Source organism: Pectobacterium aquaticum, from assembly GCF_003382565.3.
Classification (GTDB): domain Bacteria; phylum Pseudomonadota; class Gammaproteobacteria; order Enterobacterales; family Enterobacteriaceae; genus Pectobacterium; species Pectobacterium aquaticum.
On the sequence record NZ_CP086253.1, the window covers coordinates 4,206,451 to 4,220,864 of the forward strand.

15 protein-coding genes are annotated in these 14,414 nt (G+C 52.2%); 6 read left to right on the plus strand and 9 right to left on the minus strand.

Annotated features, from left to right (window positions below; all coding sequences use genetic code 11):
- Nucleotides 1-187: 187 nt before the first annotated feature.
- The 5 genes from pagP to DMB82_RS19460 all read right to left on the minus strand — a co-directional run bounded on the left by pagP (nucleotide 188) and on the right by DMB82_RS19460 (nucleotide 4,377).
- On the minus strand, nucleotides 188-841 hold the full coding sequence (gene pagP, locus DMB82_RS19440; RefSeq protein ID WP_102116994.1) for a lipid IV(A) palmitoyltransferase PagP: 654 nt from the start codon (nucleotides 839-841) through the stop codon (nucleotides 188-190).
- A 431-nt stretch (nucleotides 842-1,272) separates the two neighbouring features.
- Entirely contained in the window at nucleotides 1,273-2,094 is an 822-nt protein-coding gene (cysE, locus tag DMB82_RS19445; protein WP_039364143.1) for a serine O-acetyltransferase, read from the minus strand.
- 142 nt (nucleotides 2,095-2,236) lie between these two features.
- Nucleotides 2,237-3,256 (minus strand): NAD(P)H-dependent glycerol-3-phosphate dehydrogenase, encoded by a 1,020-nt coding sequence (gpsA, locus tag DMB82_RS19450; protein WP_116162819.1) that lies wholly within the window; start codon nucleotides 3,254-3,256, stop codon nucleotides 2,237-2,239.
- Nucleotides 3,256-3,726 (minus strand): protein-export chaperone SecB, encoded by a 471-nt coding sequence (gene secB / locus DMB82_RS19455; RefSeq protein WP_014913761.1) that lies wholly within the window; start codon nucleotides 3,724-3,726, stop codon nucleotides 3,256-3,258. The genes gpsA and secB overlap by 1 nt, the downstream gene beginning before the upstream one ends.
- A gap of 219 nt (nucleotides 3,727-3,945) precedes the next feature.
- The gene (locus DMB82_RS19460; RefSeq protein WP_102116996.1) at nucleotides 3,946-4,377 is read right to left on the minus strand and encodes a rhodanese-like domain-containing protein; all 432 of its coding nucleotides are present in this window, start codon (nucleotides 4,375-4,377) and stop codon (nucleotides 3,946-3,948) included.
- Between the two features lie 245 nt (nucleotides 4,378-4,622).
- Here DMB82_RS19460 and envC point away from each other — a divergent pair, with 245 nt between their 5' ends.
- Both envC and DMB82_RS19470 read left to right on the plus strand, forming a co-directional pair.
- A complete protein-coding gene (gene envC / locus DMB82_RS19465) occupies nucleotides 4,623-5,924 on the plus strand; it encodes a murein hydrolase activator EnvC (protein ID WP_102116997.1) in 1,302 nt (433 codons plus the stop codon).
- Nucleotides 5,925-5,926: 2 nt separating this feature from the next.
- A complete protein-coding gene (locus DMB82_RS19470; protein ID WP_116162821.1) occupies nucleotides 5,927-6,874 on the plus strand; it encodes a divergent polysaccharide deacetylase family protein in 948 nt (315 codons plus the stop codon).
- Nucleotides 6,875-6,917: 43 nt separating this feature from the next.
- Here the strand turns inward: DMB82_RS19470 and tdh are convergent, their stop codons facing one another.
- Both tdh and DMB82_RS19480 read right to left on the minus strand, forming a co-directional pair.
- Nucleotides 6,918-7,949: an L-threonine 3-dehydrogenase gene (tdh, locus tag DMB82_RS19475; RefSeq protein WP_102116999.1), complete on the minus strand. Its 1,032-nt coding sequence runs from the start codon at nucleotides 7,947-7,949 to the stop codon at nucleotides 6,918-6,920.
- A gap of 10 nt (nucleotides 7,950-7,959) precedes the next feature.
- Nucleotides 7,960-9,156 carry a glycine C-acetyltransferase gene (locus DMB82_RS19480; protein WP_116162823.1) on the minus strand — a complete coding sequence of 399 codons (1,197 nt, stop codon included), beginning with the start codon at nucleotides 9,154-9,156 and terminating at the stop codon, nucleotides 7,960-7,962.
- A gap of 242 nt (nucleotides 9,157-9,398) precedes the next feature.
- On the opposite strand from DMB82_RS19480, the gene rfaD reads away from it, so the two are divergent.
- From rfaD to DMB82_RS19500, 4 genes are read left to right on the plus strand one after another with little or no spacing between them, the layout of a single operon-like run.
- The gene (gene rfaD / locus DMB82_RS19485; protein ID WP_010300769.1) at nucleotides 9,399-10,331 is read left to right on the plus strand and encodes an ADP-glyceromanno-heptose 6-epimerase; all 933 of its coding nucleotides are present in this window, start codon (nucleotides 9,399-9,401) and stop codon (nucleotides 10,329-10,331) included.
- 23 nt (nucleotides 10,332-10,354) lie between these two features.
- The gene (rfaF, locus tag DMB82_RS19490; protein ID WP_102117002.1) at nucleotides 10,355-11,404 is read left to right on the plus strand and encodes an ADP-heptose--LPS heptosyltransferase RfaF; all 1,050 of its coding nucleotides are present in this window, start codon (nucleotides 10,355-10,357) and stop codon (nucleotides 11,402-11,404) included.
- Complete coding sequence (rfaC, locus tag DMB82_RS19495) at nucleotides 11,401-12,384, plus strand: lipopolysaccharide heptosyltransferase RfaC (protein WP_116162825.1); 984 nt, start codon at nucleotides 11,401-11,403, stop codon at nucleotides 12,382-12,384. The genes rfaF and rfaC overlap by 4 nt, the downstream gene beginning before the upstream one ends.
- A gap of 26 nt (nucleotides 12,385-12,410) precedes the next feature.
- Entirely contained in the window at nucleotides 12,411-13,667 is a 1,257-nt protein-coding gene (locus DMB82_RS19500) for an O-antigen ligase family protein (RefSeq protein WP_228400021.1), read from the plus strand.
- Between the two features lie 2 nt (nucleotides 13,668-13,669).
- Here the strand turns inward: DMB82_RS19500 and DMB82_RS19505 are convergent, their stop codons facing one another.
- The gene (locus DMB82_RS19505; RefSeq protein WP_102117005.1) at nucleotides 13,670-14,044 is read right to left on the minus strand and encodes a type II toxin-antitoxin system death-on-curing family toxin; all 375 of its coding nucleotides are present in this window, start codon (nucleotides 14,042-14,044) and stop codon (nucleotides 13,670-13,672) included.
- On the minus strand, nucleotides 14,041-14,265 hold the full coding sequence (locus tag DMB82_RS19510) for a type II toxin-antitoxin system Phd/YefM family antitoxin (RefSeq protein ID WP_102117006.1): 225 nt from the start codon (nucleotides 14,263-14,265) through the stop codon (nucleotides 14,041-14,043). The genes DMB82_RS19505 and DMB82_RS19510 overlap by 4 nt, the downstream gene beginning before the upstream one ends.
- Nucleotides 14,266-14,414: the final 149 nt, after the last annotated feature.

Consider the following 14,414-nt stretch of genomic DNA (forward strand, 5'->3'; position numbering starts at 1 on the left):
GTCAATATGGTTTACATCAGATTAAATAGCAAACAAACAGAAAATACGCTTAACAACGGAGAAAGGCGGCGTTAAATAATCTTTATCAGGTAGCATCCACGTCATTAAATATATTCTATCAGTGCGGCTCTTTTAGAAAAAATAATGCCTCTTTTTGTAAAATAAAAGAGGCTCTGTGACCGTGGAATTAAATCTGCCATCTGAACCAAGCAAAGAAAACATTACCGTTGTTGTAGGTTCCGGGAATGTAAGTCGCCTGGAAAGAGAGCTTGCTGTAGCTTATTGATGCCAAAGGTAATAAGACGGGAATTGGAATATAGTTCCAGTTATCACGCATAGTGAAACCCGCCGTAAAACCCAGCCCCAGTTGAAAATCCTGATCGCTGATTGGTCGCCAGCGCTTTTCATAACCGTAGCCACCGATAGGCTCCCATTTGTTATAGGAGTCCTTGAACGCCATGATATAAAGCCCGTGCCAGTCCCCATCCTTATCCAGACGGGAAACCCCATAGCCCGCGCCCCACGGCCTTTCATTATATTTGTCGGTCTTTTCTTTATCGTACGTCCAGCGGTTATGCCAGGTGATCGTCGGGATATAAATATCGTGGCTCTGCGGCGAATTCCAGGTCGTAGACAGATTATTTTTACTTCTCTGCCACCAACTTTCATCCTGCTTATCCGACGCCGACTCACTGGAATCAACCGCGACAGGTGCGAGATTTGCCGTGCTACTCGTGTTATTTGCCCCCGCATTATTTATGCTTTCTGCTGCGTAACTCAGAAAAGGGACAACGGATAGTGTAATCAAACTTAACGTGACTAAAATTCGCTTCAAATACATATAAGGTTCTCTGTAACAGCGTCACGATTCCATTCAAACAAAGGTGATCCAAACAAAACTATTTTGGTTGTTACCAAAATATAGAGTTCAGTTTACGTAATCTGCCCATATAGGCGGAAAACCAAAACAGCCTATACACTAAATAATTCGAGTTGCATGAAGGCGGCGACACAGCGAATCCCCAAGAGCTTACTCCAGTAAGTGACTGGGGTGAGCGAGGAAAGCCAACACACATGCAGCTTGAAGTATGACGGGTATATTATGAAGGGATAAACAGTAACTGTGCCTAAATAGATAGTGAATTCCGTGCCGCTTTCAGACGTTTCCTAGCTGAAATAACAAAAAACCACCTTATTTATCGGCGGTTTATATTCTGGTTGGAACCCGTATCAGAGAGATAGCAAGAACGATGAATCGCCTATGCCGTGGGATTAGATACCATCACCATATTCGAAACCGCGATTGATCCCGTTGAAATACTGATCCATATCCATCGCGGGTTTATCGCTTTCCGGGCGACCGACGATACGAGCCGGAACCCCTGCCGCCGTCGTATGTGGAGGAACCGATTGCAGCACAACGGAACCGGCGCCAATTTTCGCGCCACAGCCAACCTCAATATTCCCCAAAATTTTAGCACCCGCGCCAATCATCACGCCTTCACGAATTTTAGGGTGGCGATCGCCGCTCGTTTTACCCGTACCGCCCAGCGTCACGGATTGCAGAATAGAGACGTCGTTTTCAACAACAGCAGTTTCGCCGATTACAATGCCCGTTGCGTGATCGAGCATGATCCCGCAGCCGATTCTCGCCGCTGGGTGGATATCAACACCGAAAGAAACCGAGATCTGGTTCTGGAAATAGACCGCCAGCGCTTTACGATCCTGCGACCACAGCCAGTGACCAATACGATAGGCCTGTAATGCATGAAACCCTTTCAGGTAGAGCAGCGGCGTAGAATATTTATCCACCGCCGGGTCACGTAGGCAGACGGCCTGAATATCGCGCGCGGCAGAAACGATCATCTGCGGATCGGCACGATAGGCTTCCTCTACCACCTCACGAATAGCAATCGCGGGCATAATCGAATTGGCTAACTTATTCGCCAACATATAGCTCAGCGCGCTGCCCAGATTCTCGTGCTTTAGCAATGTGGCATGAAAAAAGCTGGCCAGCATCGGTTCACAGTCCGCGAGACTGCGCGCTTCTGCCTTGATATTGGTCCAGACCAGTTCCAGTTCTTCTGTCGACATTGCCTTACTCTCCGAGATACCACACACCACAATGTATATCTGTTATCAAACGGCAGGCTTAGTAGCACCGCCGCTCGCATACAAGAAAATGAAGATACTATGAGCCTCCCAGATTAGGAAGCCCAGCATGGAACGACGTGTTTTATAACCTAGCGGTTTCGTCTTTACGCGTGCGCCCCAATAGGCTCAGCGCCGCCTCTCGGGCGTCTTTCCCACAATACAGCACCTGCCAGAGTTGCTCAGTAATCGGCATTTCAACGCCGTAGCGCTGTGCTAATGCCAGCACCTCTTTCGTATTGCGGTACCCTTCAACAACCTGACCAATGCTATCCTGCGCGCTCTGTACATCCATTCCCTGCCCCAGCATCATGCCGAAGCGCCGGTTACGGGACTGATTATCAGTACAGGTCAGCACCAGATCGCCAAGCCCCGCCATCCCCATGAAGGTGGTGGGATCCGCACCCAGCGCCGCGCCAAGACGGGTCATTTCTGCCAGCCCGCGGGTGATCAGAGCGGTACGTGCATTGGCACCAAACCCAATGCCGTCAGACATCCCGGCACCGATAGCAATGACGTTTTTTACCGCGCCGCCCAACTGCACGCCGATAAAATCGGGGTTGCTGTAAACGCGGAAGCTCTTCCCACAGTGCAGCAGCTGTTGTAGGTCGTCAGCAAATTCACTGTCCGTTGATGCCAGCGCAATCGCCGTCGGCATACCCGCCGCTAATTCTTTGGCAAATGTCGGGCCGGATACCACCGCAAGCGGGATGGCTTCGCCCAACGCTTCGCGTGCAACATCTTGCAACAAGCGTCCCGTTTCCGCTTCCAGCCCTTTAGTCGCCCACACAATACGCGCATCGGCACGCAAGTGGGGTTTCAATTGACGCAAGACATCACCGAACACATGGCTCGGCACAACGACCAGCACGTTTCTGCTGGCAGCAAGCGCCTGCGCCAGATTGGTTTCCAGCTGTAGCGAATCGGGGAAAGGCACATCAGGCAGGAATGCCTGATTACAGCGAGCGGACTGTAACGCCTGAATGTGCACAGGGTTGTGACCCCACAGCACGACTCGATGGCCATTACGCGCCAGCGTAATGGCCAACGCGGTGCCGTACGAACCGGCACCGATAACGGTCATTGAAGCGTCAGACGCGTTCATCAGGCATCCTGATGCTGCGCAGCGCCTTCACCTTCGGTCTGCTGCTGCAGGTAATTCATGAACAGTGCATCAAAGTTAACCGGTGCCAGGTTCAGTTGCGGGAAGGTACCGCGAGAAACCAGGCTAGTGATGCACTCACGCGCATAAGGGAACAGAATGTTCGGGCAATATGCACCCAGACAATGCGCCAACTGAGTTCCTTCGATACCGCCAACGGTAAAGATACCACCTTGCTGAACTTCACACAGAAATGCAGTTTCTTCACCCAGAGAAGCCGTTACGGTCACACGCAGTACGACTTCATAGATGTCATCAGCCAGTTGGCTAGAAGCCGTATCCAGATCCAGTTTTACTTCCGGCTGCCATTCCTGCTGGAACACCTGAGGCGCATTCGGCGCTTCAAAAGAGATATCTTTGGTGTAGATACGCTGGATTTGGAAAGCCATTTCTGTGTTGTTTTGTTCAGACATGTTAAGTAATACCCTTTTGTTAGATTCTCTTGACGTCTTCCGTCGTCATAAGTGGGCGGACGTCAGCACATTTCTGTCATTGTCATACTGCAATCACTGTAGTTGCAATAACGGTAGTACTGCAATCAGCCTGTAGGTTATCCTGCAAAATCGTCGCCATTTTCACGGTGTATGATTGATATACTTGGCACGATGCGGATAGTTTTACCACAAACCGTTTTATTTGCCGCGGACTAAAGGCAGATTCTCACCGCTCCAGCCAGCCAGGCCGTCTTTCAGTACCTGCACACGCTCAAAACCGGCTTTATGCAAATTCTCGGCCGCTTCGCGTGAAGAGAGGCCGTTGGCGCAAACCACGATAATCGGCTGCGATTTATGTTTTTCAAGTTCACCTACGCTGCCGTTTTTAATGTCGTTCGGCAACAGGTTAAATGCGTTGGCAATATGGCCACGGCGATAGTCGTCACGGTTACGGATATCAACGACGACAGCATCTTCTTTATTAATCAGGCGGATCGCTTCACCGCGAACCACTTCTTTTACGTTCGACAGTTTACTCTTCACAGTAAGTACAATTACCGCAACCAACAGCGCAACCCAGGCGATGCTCAAAATAGGGTTCTTGCTAACGAATGGCATAATCTCTTGCATGGGGTGTAACGACTCCCGGATCAGTTAAGCAACAAAAATATAAGGTTCCTGAGTATACCTGCGCGATAAGGCAATTACAGCCAGTAAGCCAATATAGCGTATCGAATCTGCGGCGAGCTTTCCATTTATCTCTATATTGATGCGCCCAGACGCCCACCTTTGTGCCATGCTTGTCACGTCTGGAAATAGAAATCAGACAAGAGACAACTGGTAAGCCGCTGTTCATCGTGGAATAATTCACCGCTATGAGTAAAAACGCGTTATTTGTACAGAGTCGAGTAGCATGTAGCGCCGATCGCCATGTATCCGCATTACAAAGGCTGCTCACCCGCTGCGCCAACGCGCTCTGCGTTGGCGTTTTGTTGTTGCCCGCACTCGGCCAGGCGGAAGATAATCAGGCACAGCTTAAGACTCTGCAACACGATATCGCCGAGAAAGAAAAAAGCGTTCAAGAACAACAAAAGCAACGCAGTGCCTTAGTCCAGCAGTTGAAAAAGCAGGAGCAGTCCATCTCTCAGGCCAGTCGTCAGCTGCATGAAACGCGCAATACGCTGTCCACGCTCAATAAAGAATTAACCAGCCTCAGCGCCTCTATCGCCAAACTGCAATCTCAGCAGGATAAGCAACAAACGCTACTTTCCCGTCAGCTTGACGCCGCCTTCCGGCAAGGTCAGCACAGCGCACTGCAATTAATGTTGAGCGGAGAAGAAAGCCAGCGCAGCGAGCGCATCCTCGCCTACTTCGGTTATCTGAATGAAGCGCGGCAGAAATCCATCCACGACGTGCAGCAAACGCGTGTGGAGCTGGCTGAACAAAAGCGTCAGTTGGAACAAAAACAGGCACAGCAAAAAACGCTGCTGGGCGATCAACAGCAACAACAGCAGACGCTGGAACAGGCGCAGTCCGATCGGAAGAAAACGCTGTCGACGCTGGAAAGTTCGCTGGAGAAAGATCAGCAGCAGTTGACGGAACTGCGCCAGAATGAAACTCGGTTGCGCGATCAAATCGCCCGCGCTGAGCGAGAAGCGAAAGCCCGAGCCGAACGGGAAGCACGTGAGGCCGCCAAGGTTCGCGCTAAAGAAGAACAGGCCAAACGCAGCGGCAGCAGCTACAAACCCACAGAGGGTGAACGCTCACTTATGGCCCGAACCGGCGGGTTAGGGCGACCTTCTGGTCAAGCTATCTGGCCAGTTAACGGTCGCATCGAGCACCGCTTTGGTGAACCGTTACAGGGTGAGCTGCGCTGGAAGGGCATGGTGATTACCGCACCGGAAGGGACGGAAGTGAAGGCGATCGCCGACGGAACCGTACTGATGGCCGACTGGCTACAGGGCTACGGGTTAGTCGTTGTTGTGCAGCATGGTAAAGGCGATATGAGCCTGTACGGTTATAACCAGAGCGCCTTGGTTTCCGTTGGCGCTCAGGTCAAGGCAGGCCAACACATCGCGCTGGTCGGCACCAGCGGCGGGCAGAGCCAGCCTGGACTGTATTTTGAAATCCGTCGTCAGGGTCAAGCGGTCAATCCACAACCTTGGCTGGGAAGATAGTCTTGTCTTATTTAACCAAAACTCCGCTATTGGCGTTGAGTCTGCTCGCCCTGTCTCCTTTGGCGCTGGCCGGAAAACTGTCGATTGTCATCGATGATTTCGGCTATCGCCCACATAATGAGAACCAGATTCTGGCAATGCCGACGGCGATTTCCATCGCGGTATTACCCAACGCGCCGTACGCCCGTGAAATGGCGACCAAAGCCCACCAGCAAGGACGAGAAGTGCTTATACATCTGCCGATGGCACCGATGAGCAAGCAGCCGCTGGAGCGCGATACGTTACGCCCGGACATGAGCAGCGAAGAAATTCAGCGCATTATTCGCCAATCGGTCAATAACGTGCCTTACGCCGTGGGGTTGAATAACCACATGGGCAGCGCGATGACCGCCAGCCTGCCCGGCATGCAAAAAGTCATGCAGGCACTGAGCGCCTACCCGCTCTATTTCCTCGATAGCATGACCATTGGCAGCAGCCAATCGAGCCAGGCCGCGGCAGGAACGAACGTCAAAGTCATCAAACGCAAAGTCTTTCTGGATGATTCGCAAAACGAAGCCGAGATTCGCAAACAGTTTACCCGTGCGGTGCAAATCGCCCGCCGCAGCGGTTCCGCCATCGCTATCGGGCATCCACATCCTGCAACCATCCGCGTCTTACAGCAGATGTTGCCCACGCTGGATGCCGATATTGTCTTAGTCCGCCCCAGCCAGTTGCTGAATGAGCCGACGCGGCAATATGAGCCTCAGCCGCAGCAGCCAGTCAAACCGCGTAATCCGTTCCGCGGTATACAGCAATGTCAGGTCAAACAGCCGCCGGAACCGGTGAAGAACGATGTATTCTTCAAGTTGGTGAGCAGCAGTATTCAGGAAAGTGCACCAGTGATGTTTATCAAGCACCGCTGGCAGACCTGGATTGAGCCAGCCGCGACCGAAGCGCCCAAACAGCCGTAAGATCAGAGGCGCGTCCCCTTTGCCATCGCGCGCCACAGCAAGGTTATCTTTCATCCCAATTGAGAATAACCTTGCCCGACTGACCCGAACGCATGGCATCGAACCCTTTCTGAAACTCATCAATGTGGAAGCGGTGGGTGATAATCGGTGACAAATCCAATCCAGACTGAATCAGCGCCGACATTTTGTACCAGGTTTCGAACATTTCTCGTCCGTAGATCCCTTTGATAAACAGCCCTTTAAAAATCACGTCCCCCCAGTCAATCGACATCGGTTCATGCGGAATACCCAGCATGGCAATGCGCCCACCGTGATTCATCGCTTTTAGCATGGCACGAAAGGCCGATGGCGCGCCCGACATCTCCAGACCGATATCAAACCCCTCGGTCATACCCAGCTCTATCATCACGTCCGCCAGATTTTCCTGCGCCACATTAACGGCGCGCGTTGCCCCCATTTTACTGGCGAGATCCAGGCGGTACGCATTCACATCAGTAATCACGACATTCCGTGCACCAACGTGGCGGCACACCGCTGCCGCCATCATGCCTATCGGCCCCGCGCCGGCAATCAAAACATCTTCCCCCACGAGATCGAAGGACAGTGCGGTATGCACCGCGTTGCCGAAGGGATCGAAAATGGCGGCCAGCTCATCAGAAATATTGTCGGGAATGCGAAACGCGTTGTAGGCCGGAATCACCAGATACTCCGCAAACGAACCGGGACGATTTACCCCGACGCCGATGGCATTGCGGCATAAATGGCGCCGCCCGGCACGACAATTGCGACAGTAGCCGCAAGTAATATGCCCTTCGCCAGAGACTCGATCGCCAATATGAAAACCGTTAACTTCCTGACCGATAGCGACAATTTCGCCAACGTACTCATGCCCGACGACCATCGGAACGGGAATCGTCTTCTGCGACCATTCGTCCCAGTTATAGATATGCACATCTGTTCCGCAGATCGCGCTTTTACGGATTTTAATCATGATGTCGTTATGCCCGAGCTCCGGCGTGGGGGAGTCCACCATCCAGATGCCTTCTTCCGGCCGCAGTTTTGCCAATGCTTTCATGATGGTTTCCTCAGATGATCACACCCAGACGTTTGCCCACGCGGGTAAAAGCCTCGACGGCGAATTCGATTTGCTGCGGCGTATGGGCGGCCGACATTTGGGTGCGAATACGCGCCTGACCGAGGGGGACTACGGGATAGAAAAAGCCGGTGACATAAACACCTTCCCGCTGTAGTGCCTGCGCAAAATCCTGTGCCAACTGCGCCTCGCCCAACATGACGGGAATAATGGCGTGATCGGCCCCCGCCAGCGTGAACCCTGCGGCCGTCATCTTTTCACGGAACAGACGGGCATTTGCCCACAGACGTTCACGCCGCTCTCCACCCTGTTCCAGCAGATCCAGTACCCTGAGCGACGCGGTGACAATCGCTGGTGCGAGCGAGTTGGAAAAAAGATAGGGTCGAGAACGCTGGCGCAGCCAGTCGATCACCTCATGCTTGCCCGCCGTATAACCGCCCGACGCGCCTCCCAACGCCTTGCCTAATGTCCCGGTGATGATGTCGACGCGATTCATCACCCCGCAGCGTTCGTGCGTTCCACGCCCTTGTTCGCCCACAAATCCCACCGCATGCGAATCATCCACCATCACTAACGCATCATAACGATCCGCCAGATCGCAAACTCCCTGCAAATCGGCAATCACGCCATCCATCGAGAACACGCCATCGGTGGCGATCATCACGTGCCTTGCCCCTTCCGCTCTGGCCAGTTGCAACTGTGCTTCCAACTGGCTCATATCGTTATTGGCATAGCGATAGCGTCGCGCCTTCGATAGCCGAATACCGTCGATGATTGAGGCATGATTGAGCGCATCGGAAATAATCGCATCCTCCGGCCCCATCAGCGTTTCAAACAACCCACCGTTGGCATCAAAACAGGAGGAATAGAGAATCGCATCGTCCATTCCCAGAAAATCCGCCAGCTTACGCTCCAGCTGTTTGTGGATATCCTGCGTCCCACAGATGAAGCGCACCGAAGCCATACCAAAACCGTGGCTGTCCAATCCAGCTTTTGCAGCGGCAATCAGCTCGGGGCTATCCGCCAGACCAAGATAATTATTGGCACAGAAATTGAGCAGGCGGTCGCTGTCCATCACCTCGATTTCAGCCTGCTGCGCAGAGGTGATGATGCGTTCCTCCTTGAACACGCCCTCGGTACGTGCGGCCATGATTTGTGTAGTAAGTTGTTGATAAAACGCGGCAGGCATAGCGTCACTCTCCCATAAAAAGATTGCGTTATGGTTTTTAAGCTAGCGGATGTGGGCAGAAATGCGGGGTAAACAGTCTGAAAATGCTGGCTTCGTCACGGCCTGAATCATCTTAAAAATGCCGGGGCAACACGGGATAAATTAAGCTCTGGCTGCTTGCGGTAAAATGAAATGCTATTATAGCGGTCATAAACAGTGTGGGGCGCGGTGCCTCACCAGCAAGATTAATAAAGGTCGCGCCCATGATTATCGTTACTGGCGGTGCCGGTTTTATCGGCAGCAATATCGTAAAATCTCTGAATGACATCGGCTATCGGGACATTCTGGTTGTCGATAACCTGAAAGACGGCACCAAATTCGCCAATCTGGTCGATCTGGACATCGCAGATTACGTGGATAAAGAAGATTTCATCGCCAGCATCGTTGCAGGTGACGATCTGGGCGATATCGACGCCGTATTCCATGAAGGCGCTTGCTCTTCCACCACCGAGTGGGATGGCAAATACATGATGGATAACAACTATCAGTATTCCAAAGACGTGCTGCATTATTGCCTCGATCGCAACATTCCGTTCCTGTATGCCTCTTCTGCCGCAACCTACGGCGGTCGTAACGATAACTTTATCGAAGCGCGTCAATACGAGCAGCCGCTGAACGTCTATGGCTACTCCAAGTTCCTGTTCGATCAATACGTGCGTGAAATTCTCCCAGAAGCTGAATCGCAGATCTGCGGCTTCCGCTATTTCAACGTCTACGGACCACGCGAAGGCCACAAAGGCAGCATGGCAAGCGTCGCGTTTCATCTGAACAACCAAATCAATCAGGGTGAAAATCCGAAGCTGTTCTCCGGTAGCGAGAACTTCCAACGTGACTTTATCTACGTCGGTGATGTCGCCGCCGTCAACCTGTGGTTCTGGCAAAACGGTGTTTCTGGCATCTTCAACTGCGGTACTGGTCGCGCCGAATCCTTCCAGGCTGTTGCCGATGCCACCCTCGCCTTCCATCAGAAAGGCAGCGTGGAATACATTGAATTTCCTGAGAAACTGAAAGGCCGCTATCAGGCTTATACACAAGCCGACCTCACCAATTTGCGTGCCGCAGGCTATGACAAGCCGTTCAAAACCGTCGCCGAAGGCGTGGCGGAATATATGGCCTGGCTGAACCGTACCGTTTAATCGGATAAGGATTCATAAGCGGTATGAAAATTTTGGTCATCGGCCCTTCCTGGGTCGGCGATATGATGATGTCGCACAGCCTTTATCGCACGTTGAAGGCTGAACACCCGGAAGCGGTCATTGACGTGATGGCGCCAGCTTGGTGCCGTCCGCTGCTGGCACGGATGCCGGAAGTCAATCAGGCGTTAGCCATGCCGCTAGGTCACGGCGCACTTGAGCTGGGAGAACGTCGCCGTCTTGGCGTATCGCTGCGCGATGCGGGCTATGACCGCGCTTACGTGCTGCCCAACTCCTTTAAATCCGCGCTGGTCCCTTTCTTTGCTAATATTCCGCAGCGTACAGGCTGGCGTGGCGAAATGCGTTACGGGCTGCTGAACGACGTACGCGTGCTGGATAAAGCCGCATTTCCGCTGATGGTTCAGCGCTATACCGCGTTAGCCTACGATCGTAGCCGTATTCGTCGGGCCGAGGATCTGCCGCAGCCGTTACTGTGGCCGCAGTTGCAGGTCAATCAGGCCGAAATTGCGGACATGACGCAGGCGTTTAACCTCAGCGATGCGCGCCCCATCATCGGCTTTTGCCCCGGCGCCGAGTTCGGCCCCGCCAAACGCTGGCCGCATTATCACTATGCGGCGTTGGCACAATCACTGATTGAACGCGGCTACCAGATAGCGCTGTTCGGTTCGGCCAATGACCGTTCAGCCTGTGACGACATCCTTCAGGGATTGACGGAAGACGCACGGCAACATTGCGCTAATCTGGCAGGGAAAACCTCGCTGGAACAAGCGGTGGTGCTCATTGCCGCCTGCCACGCCGTTGTCAGCAACGATTCTGGACTCATGCACGTTGCGGCGGCACTTCATCGTCCGCTTGTCGCGCTTTATGGCCCAAGCAGCCCCGATTTTACCCCGCCGCTGTCCCATCAGGCCGAGGTGATTCGCCTGATTACCGGCTATCACCGAGTGCGCAAAGGCAATGCCGAACAGGGTTATCACCAGAGTTTGATCGATATTCAGCCCGAACGCGTACTCAGCGCACTGGATAAGTATCTCATTCTGGGAGCGGACGCATGAGGGTGCTGATTGTGAAAACATCGTCGATGGGCGATGTGCTGCACACCTTGCCAGCCCTGACCGACGCAATGCAGGCTATTCCCGGTATCCAGTTCGACTGGGTGGTTGAAGAAGGTTTCGCGCAAGTTCCCAGTTGGCACCCGGCAGTTTCTCGCGTCATTCCCGTCGCAATACGCCGCTGGCGCAAAAGCTGGTTCAGCGCCCCGATACGCCAGGAACGTGCGGAATTTACACGCCAGCTACGCCAGCACCGCTATGATGCGGTTATTGATGCGCAAGGGCTGATTAAAAGCGCGCTGCTGGTGACGCGACTCGCCAACGGAAAGAAACACGGATTGGATTGCAAAAGCGCGCGCGAGCCGCTGGCAAGCTGGTTTTATAACTATCGCCACCCAATAAGCCGCCGACAACATGCTGTCGAGCGCGTGCGGGAGCTGTTTGCCGCCAGCCTGAGCTATCGGAAACCCACCGAGCGTGGCGATTATGCAATTGCCTCACGCTTCCTATCCCTGTCGCCCGCAGACGCCAATCGCTATCTGGTGTTTCTCCACGCCACAACGCGCGATGAAAAACACTGGCCGGAAGCGCACTGGCGTGAGCTGATTGCCCTATTAGCACCGAGTGGATTACACATCAAACTTCCCTGGGGAGCGGAGCATGAGCACCAGCGTGCATTACGGCTAGCCGAAGGCTTTCCACATGTTGACGTCTTACCACGCCTCACACTGCAACAGGTTGCCGAGGTATTAGCTGGCGCCAAAGCCGTCGTTTCCGTCGATACTGGGCTTAGCCACCTGACGGCAGCGCTGGATCGTCCAAATATCACCTTATACGGACCAACCGACCCAGGGCTGATTGGCGGCTACGGGATGAATCAGGTGGTGGAAATGTCTGAAAGCCAGAAAATGGAGACGATTCCCGCTAGCCTCGTCCATCAGAAATTAGAGAAGCTGATAGAATTACCTGCATCAGACGAGTGATATCGCTCCCGACTGTGAACAAATACATGCTCAATGAATTAAGGTACGAACTGGGAAAAACGCCCAGCATCAGTTCGGCTGTCGCGCTTAAAGCGGTTTTCCCCAGCTGTTTACTCACATTAGCCATTATGCCATTTAGTAGCATTATTGCCGGGTGGCTTTTTTATCTCACGGGCTCGCTATCTGTTTTTTATGTGGCGACACACTTAAGAACAATAATAGCGGCTAAGCGGCTGTTGCTGATCCCACTTTGCCTGCTGGCTATCGGCTTAACCAATCTCTTTTGGTATCACCACTATTATCAACCCGATAGCCTTTTCCCTTATGTGTACAACGCCTATAAAACATCTGCACATGCGGGTATTTTGGGGGCATTCATCCTGCTAACAACCCTACATATCACGCAAAAAAAGCAAAAACTGCCGCTCTTCTACCTCATCGCAATCTGTGTGTTAACGCTGGGCTATGCGTTTTATCAGTCATTGTTCAGTGGAGTGCACCGTATTGGATTGGTATTTGGCACAGCAACCAGTGCAGCCTATTTTCTTACCTTTATTGGTGCGTTAAGCGCACAAGCGCTACTCAAGCTCGATTCAGCTTATAAGTATTATCTCTATCTGGGACATTTTCTGTTAGTCACCATCGCTATTTTCCTGACAGAAACTCGAGCAGCTATACTCGTCTATCCTATTGTTGGTGCTACCATTTTACTGTCAGAGGTCAGGCACAATAAGCGTTTATTCATCAAGGCATTTATCGGCTCATCGGCCACGATCCTCCTGTGTTTATTCCTTTTTCAGGAGACAATTCATCAGCGCGTCAACGATCTGATCAACGACGTCCACAGCTACAGCATGAATAACAGCAGAACCTCGGTGGGTGCACGAATTGCCATGTATCAATCAGGTATCGAAGCCGGGGAAGAAGCATTATTGGGACAGTCTGCCGAACAGCGCGCAGAGCGAATCGTTGCACAAGCCAAACAAAAGCCGAGCTTAGCGGGGGCGGTGGAATATCTGGATGTCCATCTGCATAACGAAGTGATTGATGCCTTTTCCCTTAAGGGGTTGCCGGGAGCAATATTGCTTGTGTTGCTCTATGCCTCTTTGTTTTATTTTTCATTTTTTGTTCTACGCAGCCACCTCTCTGCTGCACTGCTTTTTGCCTTGCTGATGTATGGACTTAGCGATGTCATTCTCTATTCACGAGACATGCTGATTGCGTGGCTGATGGCGTTTTGTCTTGGCACCACGCTGACTGGAAAATGGTTAAAGCAGAAATGATCCTAATCGGCGAGTTTTTTCAATGCTTCCGCTACGGTATGCACGTCGTAACACCCTTGCGCCGCCATTACCACGAAATCAGCAAAGTTTTCTGACGGAGTCATTGACGCGCCATTCATATCAAGAAACACCATAGCCGCGGCTGCCGAAGTCCTTTTATTCGCATCATTAAAGCCATGCCCGCGCGCTATCGAAAGCAACAGCGATGCGGCAAGCACGTGCAGGTCATTCTCACCTTGGTATGAGTGAAGGTTCTCAACACGGGCAACCATACCTTCCACCAAACCAATATCCCTAAACCCTGCCAAACCACCATAGGTTTCTAACTGACTGTCGTGAATAGCGATGACCTGTTCAACGGTTAAGAAGAAGATCATTTATCAGCGAGTTCCTTAAACAGCGCCTGATTCTTTGGCTTACTCATTACCTTGGCAAGAGAAACCTCAAATTTAGCCTGCTGCAACTCTGCAAACTGTGCCGCCGTGATGACCACCATATCTGGCGCTGAACGACGGGTAATCGTCACTGGCTGCGTGATAGCCGTATCCAGAACTTTGGCAAATTTCTGACGAACATCAGAGAAAGTCATGGTCAACATAGCATGTTCCTTTAAATTGCTTCGGGTTAATCTCAATTAAGTTGTACAATTAAGTTGGTATGACTGTCAATTCAATGCGCTCAACATCTTTTCGACAAACGAGAGAGGGCATGACAACAAAAAACCAGCGGTAGTCGGAAATCTGTGGG

Coding starts and splice junctions, on each gene's coding strand:
- pagP (WP_102116994.1), bottom strand. CDS start 841: ATGTATTTGAAGCGAATTTTAGTCACGTTAAGTTTGATTACACTATCC.
- cysE (WP_039364143.1), bottom strand. CDS start 2,094: ATGTCGACAGAAGAACTGGAACTGGTCTGGACCAATATCAAGGCAGAA.
- gpsA (WP_116162819.1), bottom strand. CDS start 3,256: ATGAACGCGTCTGACGCTTCAATGACCGTTATCGGTGCCGGTTCGTAC.
- secB (WP_014913761.1), bottom strand. CDS start 3,726: ATGTCTGAACAAAACAACACAGAAATGGCTTTCCAAATCCAGCGTATC.
- DMB82_RS19460 (WP_102116996.1), bottom strand. CDS start 4,377: ATGCAAGAGATTATGCCATTCGTTAGCAAGAACCCTATTTTGAGCATC.
- envC (WP_102116997.1), top strand. CDS start 4,623: ATGAGTAAAAACGCGTTATTTGTACAGAGTCGAGTAGCATGTAGCGCC.
- tdh (WP_102116999.1), bottom strand. CDS start 7,949: ATGAAAGCATTGGCAAAACTGCGGCCGGAAGAAGGCATCTGGATGGTG.
- DMB82_RS19480 (WP_116162823.1), bottom strand. CDS start 9,156: ATGCCTGCCGCGTTTTATCAACAACTTACTACACAAATCATGGCCGCA.
- rfaD (WP_010300769.1), top strand. CDS start 9,399: ATGATTATCGTTACTGGCGGTGCCGGTTTTATCGGCAGCAATATCGTA.
- rfaF (WP_102117002.1), top strand. CDS start 10,355: ATGAAAATTTTGGTCATCGGCCCTTCCTGGGTCGGCGATATGATGATG.
- rfaC (WP_116162825.1), top strand. CDS start 11,401: ATGAGGGTGCTGATTGTGAAAACATCGTCGATGGGCGATGTGCTGCAC.
- DMB82_RS19500 (WP_228400021.1), top strand. CDS start 12,411: ATGCTCAATGAATTAAGGTACGAACTGGGAAAAACGCCCAGCATCAGT.
- DMB82_RS19505 (WP_102117005.1), bottom strand. CDS start 14,044: ATGATCTTCTTCTTAACCGTTGAACAGGTCATCGCTATTCACGACAGT.
- DMB82_RS19510 (WP_102117006.1), bottom strand. CDS start 14,265: ATGTTGACCATGACTTTCTCTGATGTTCGTCAGAAATTTGCCAAAGTT.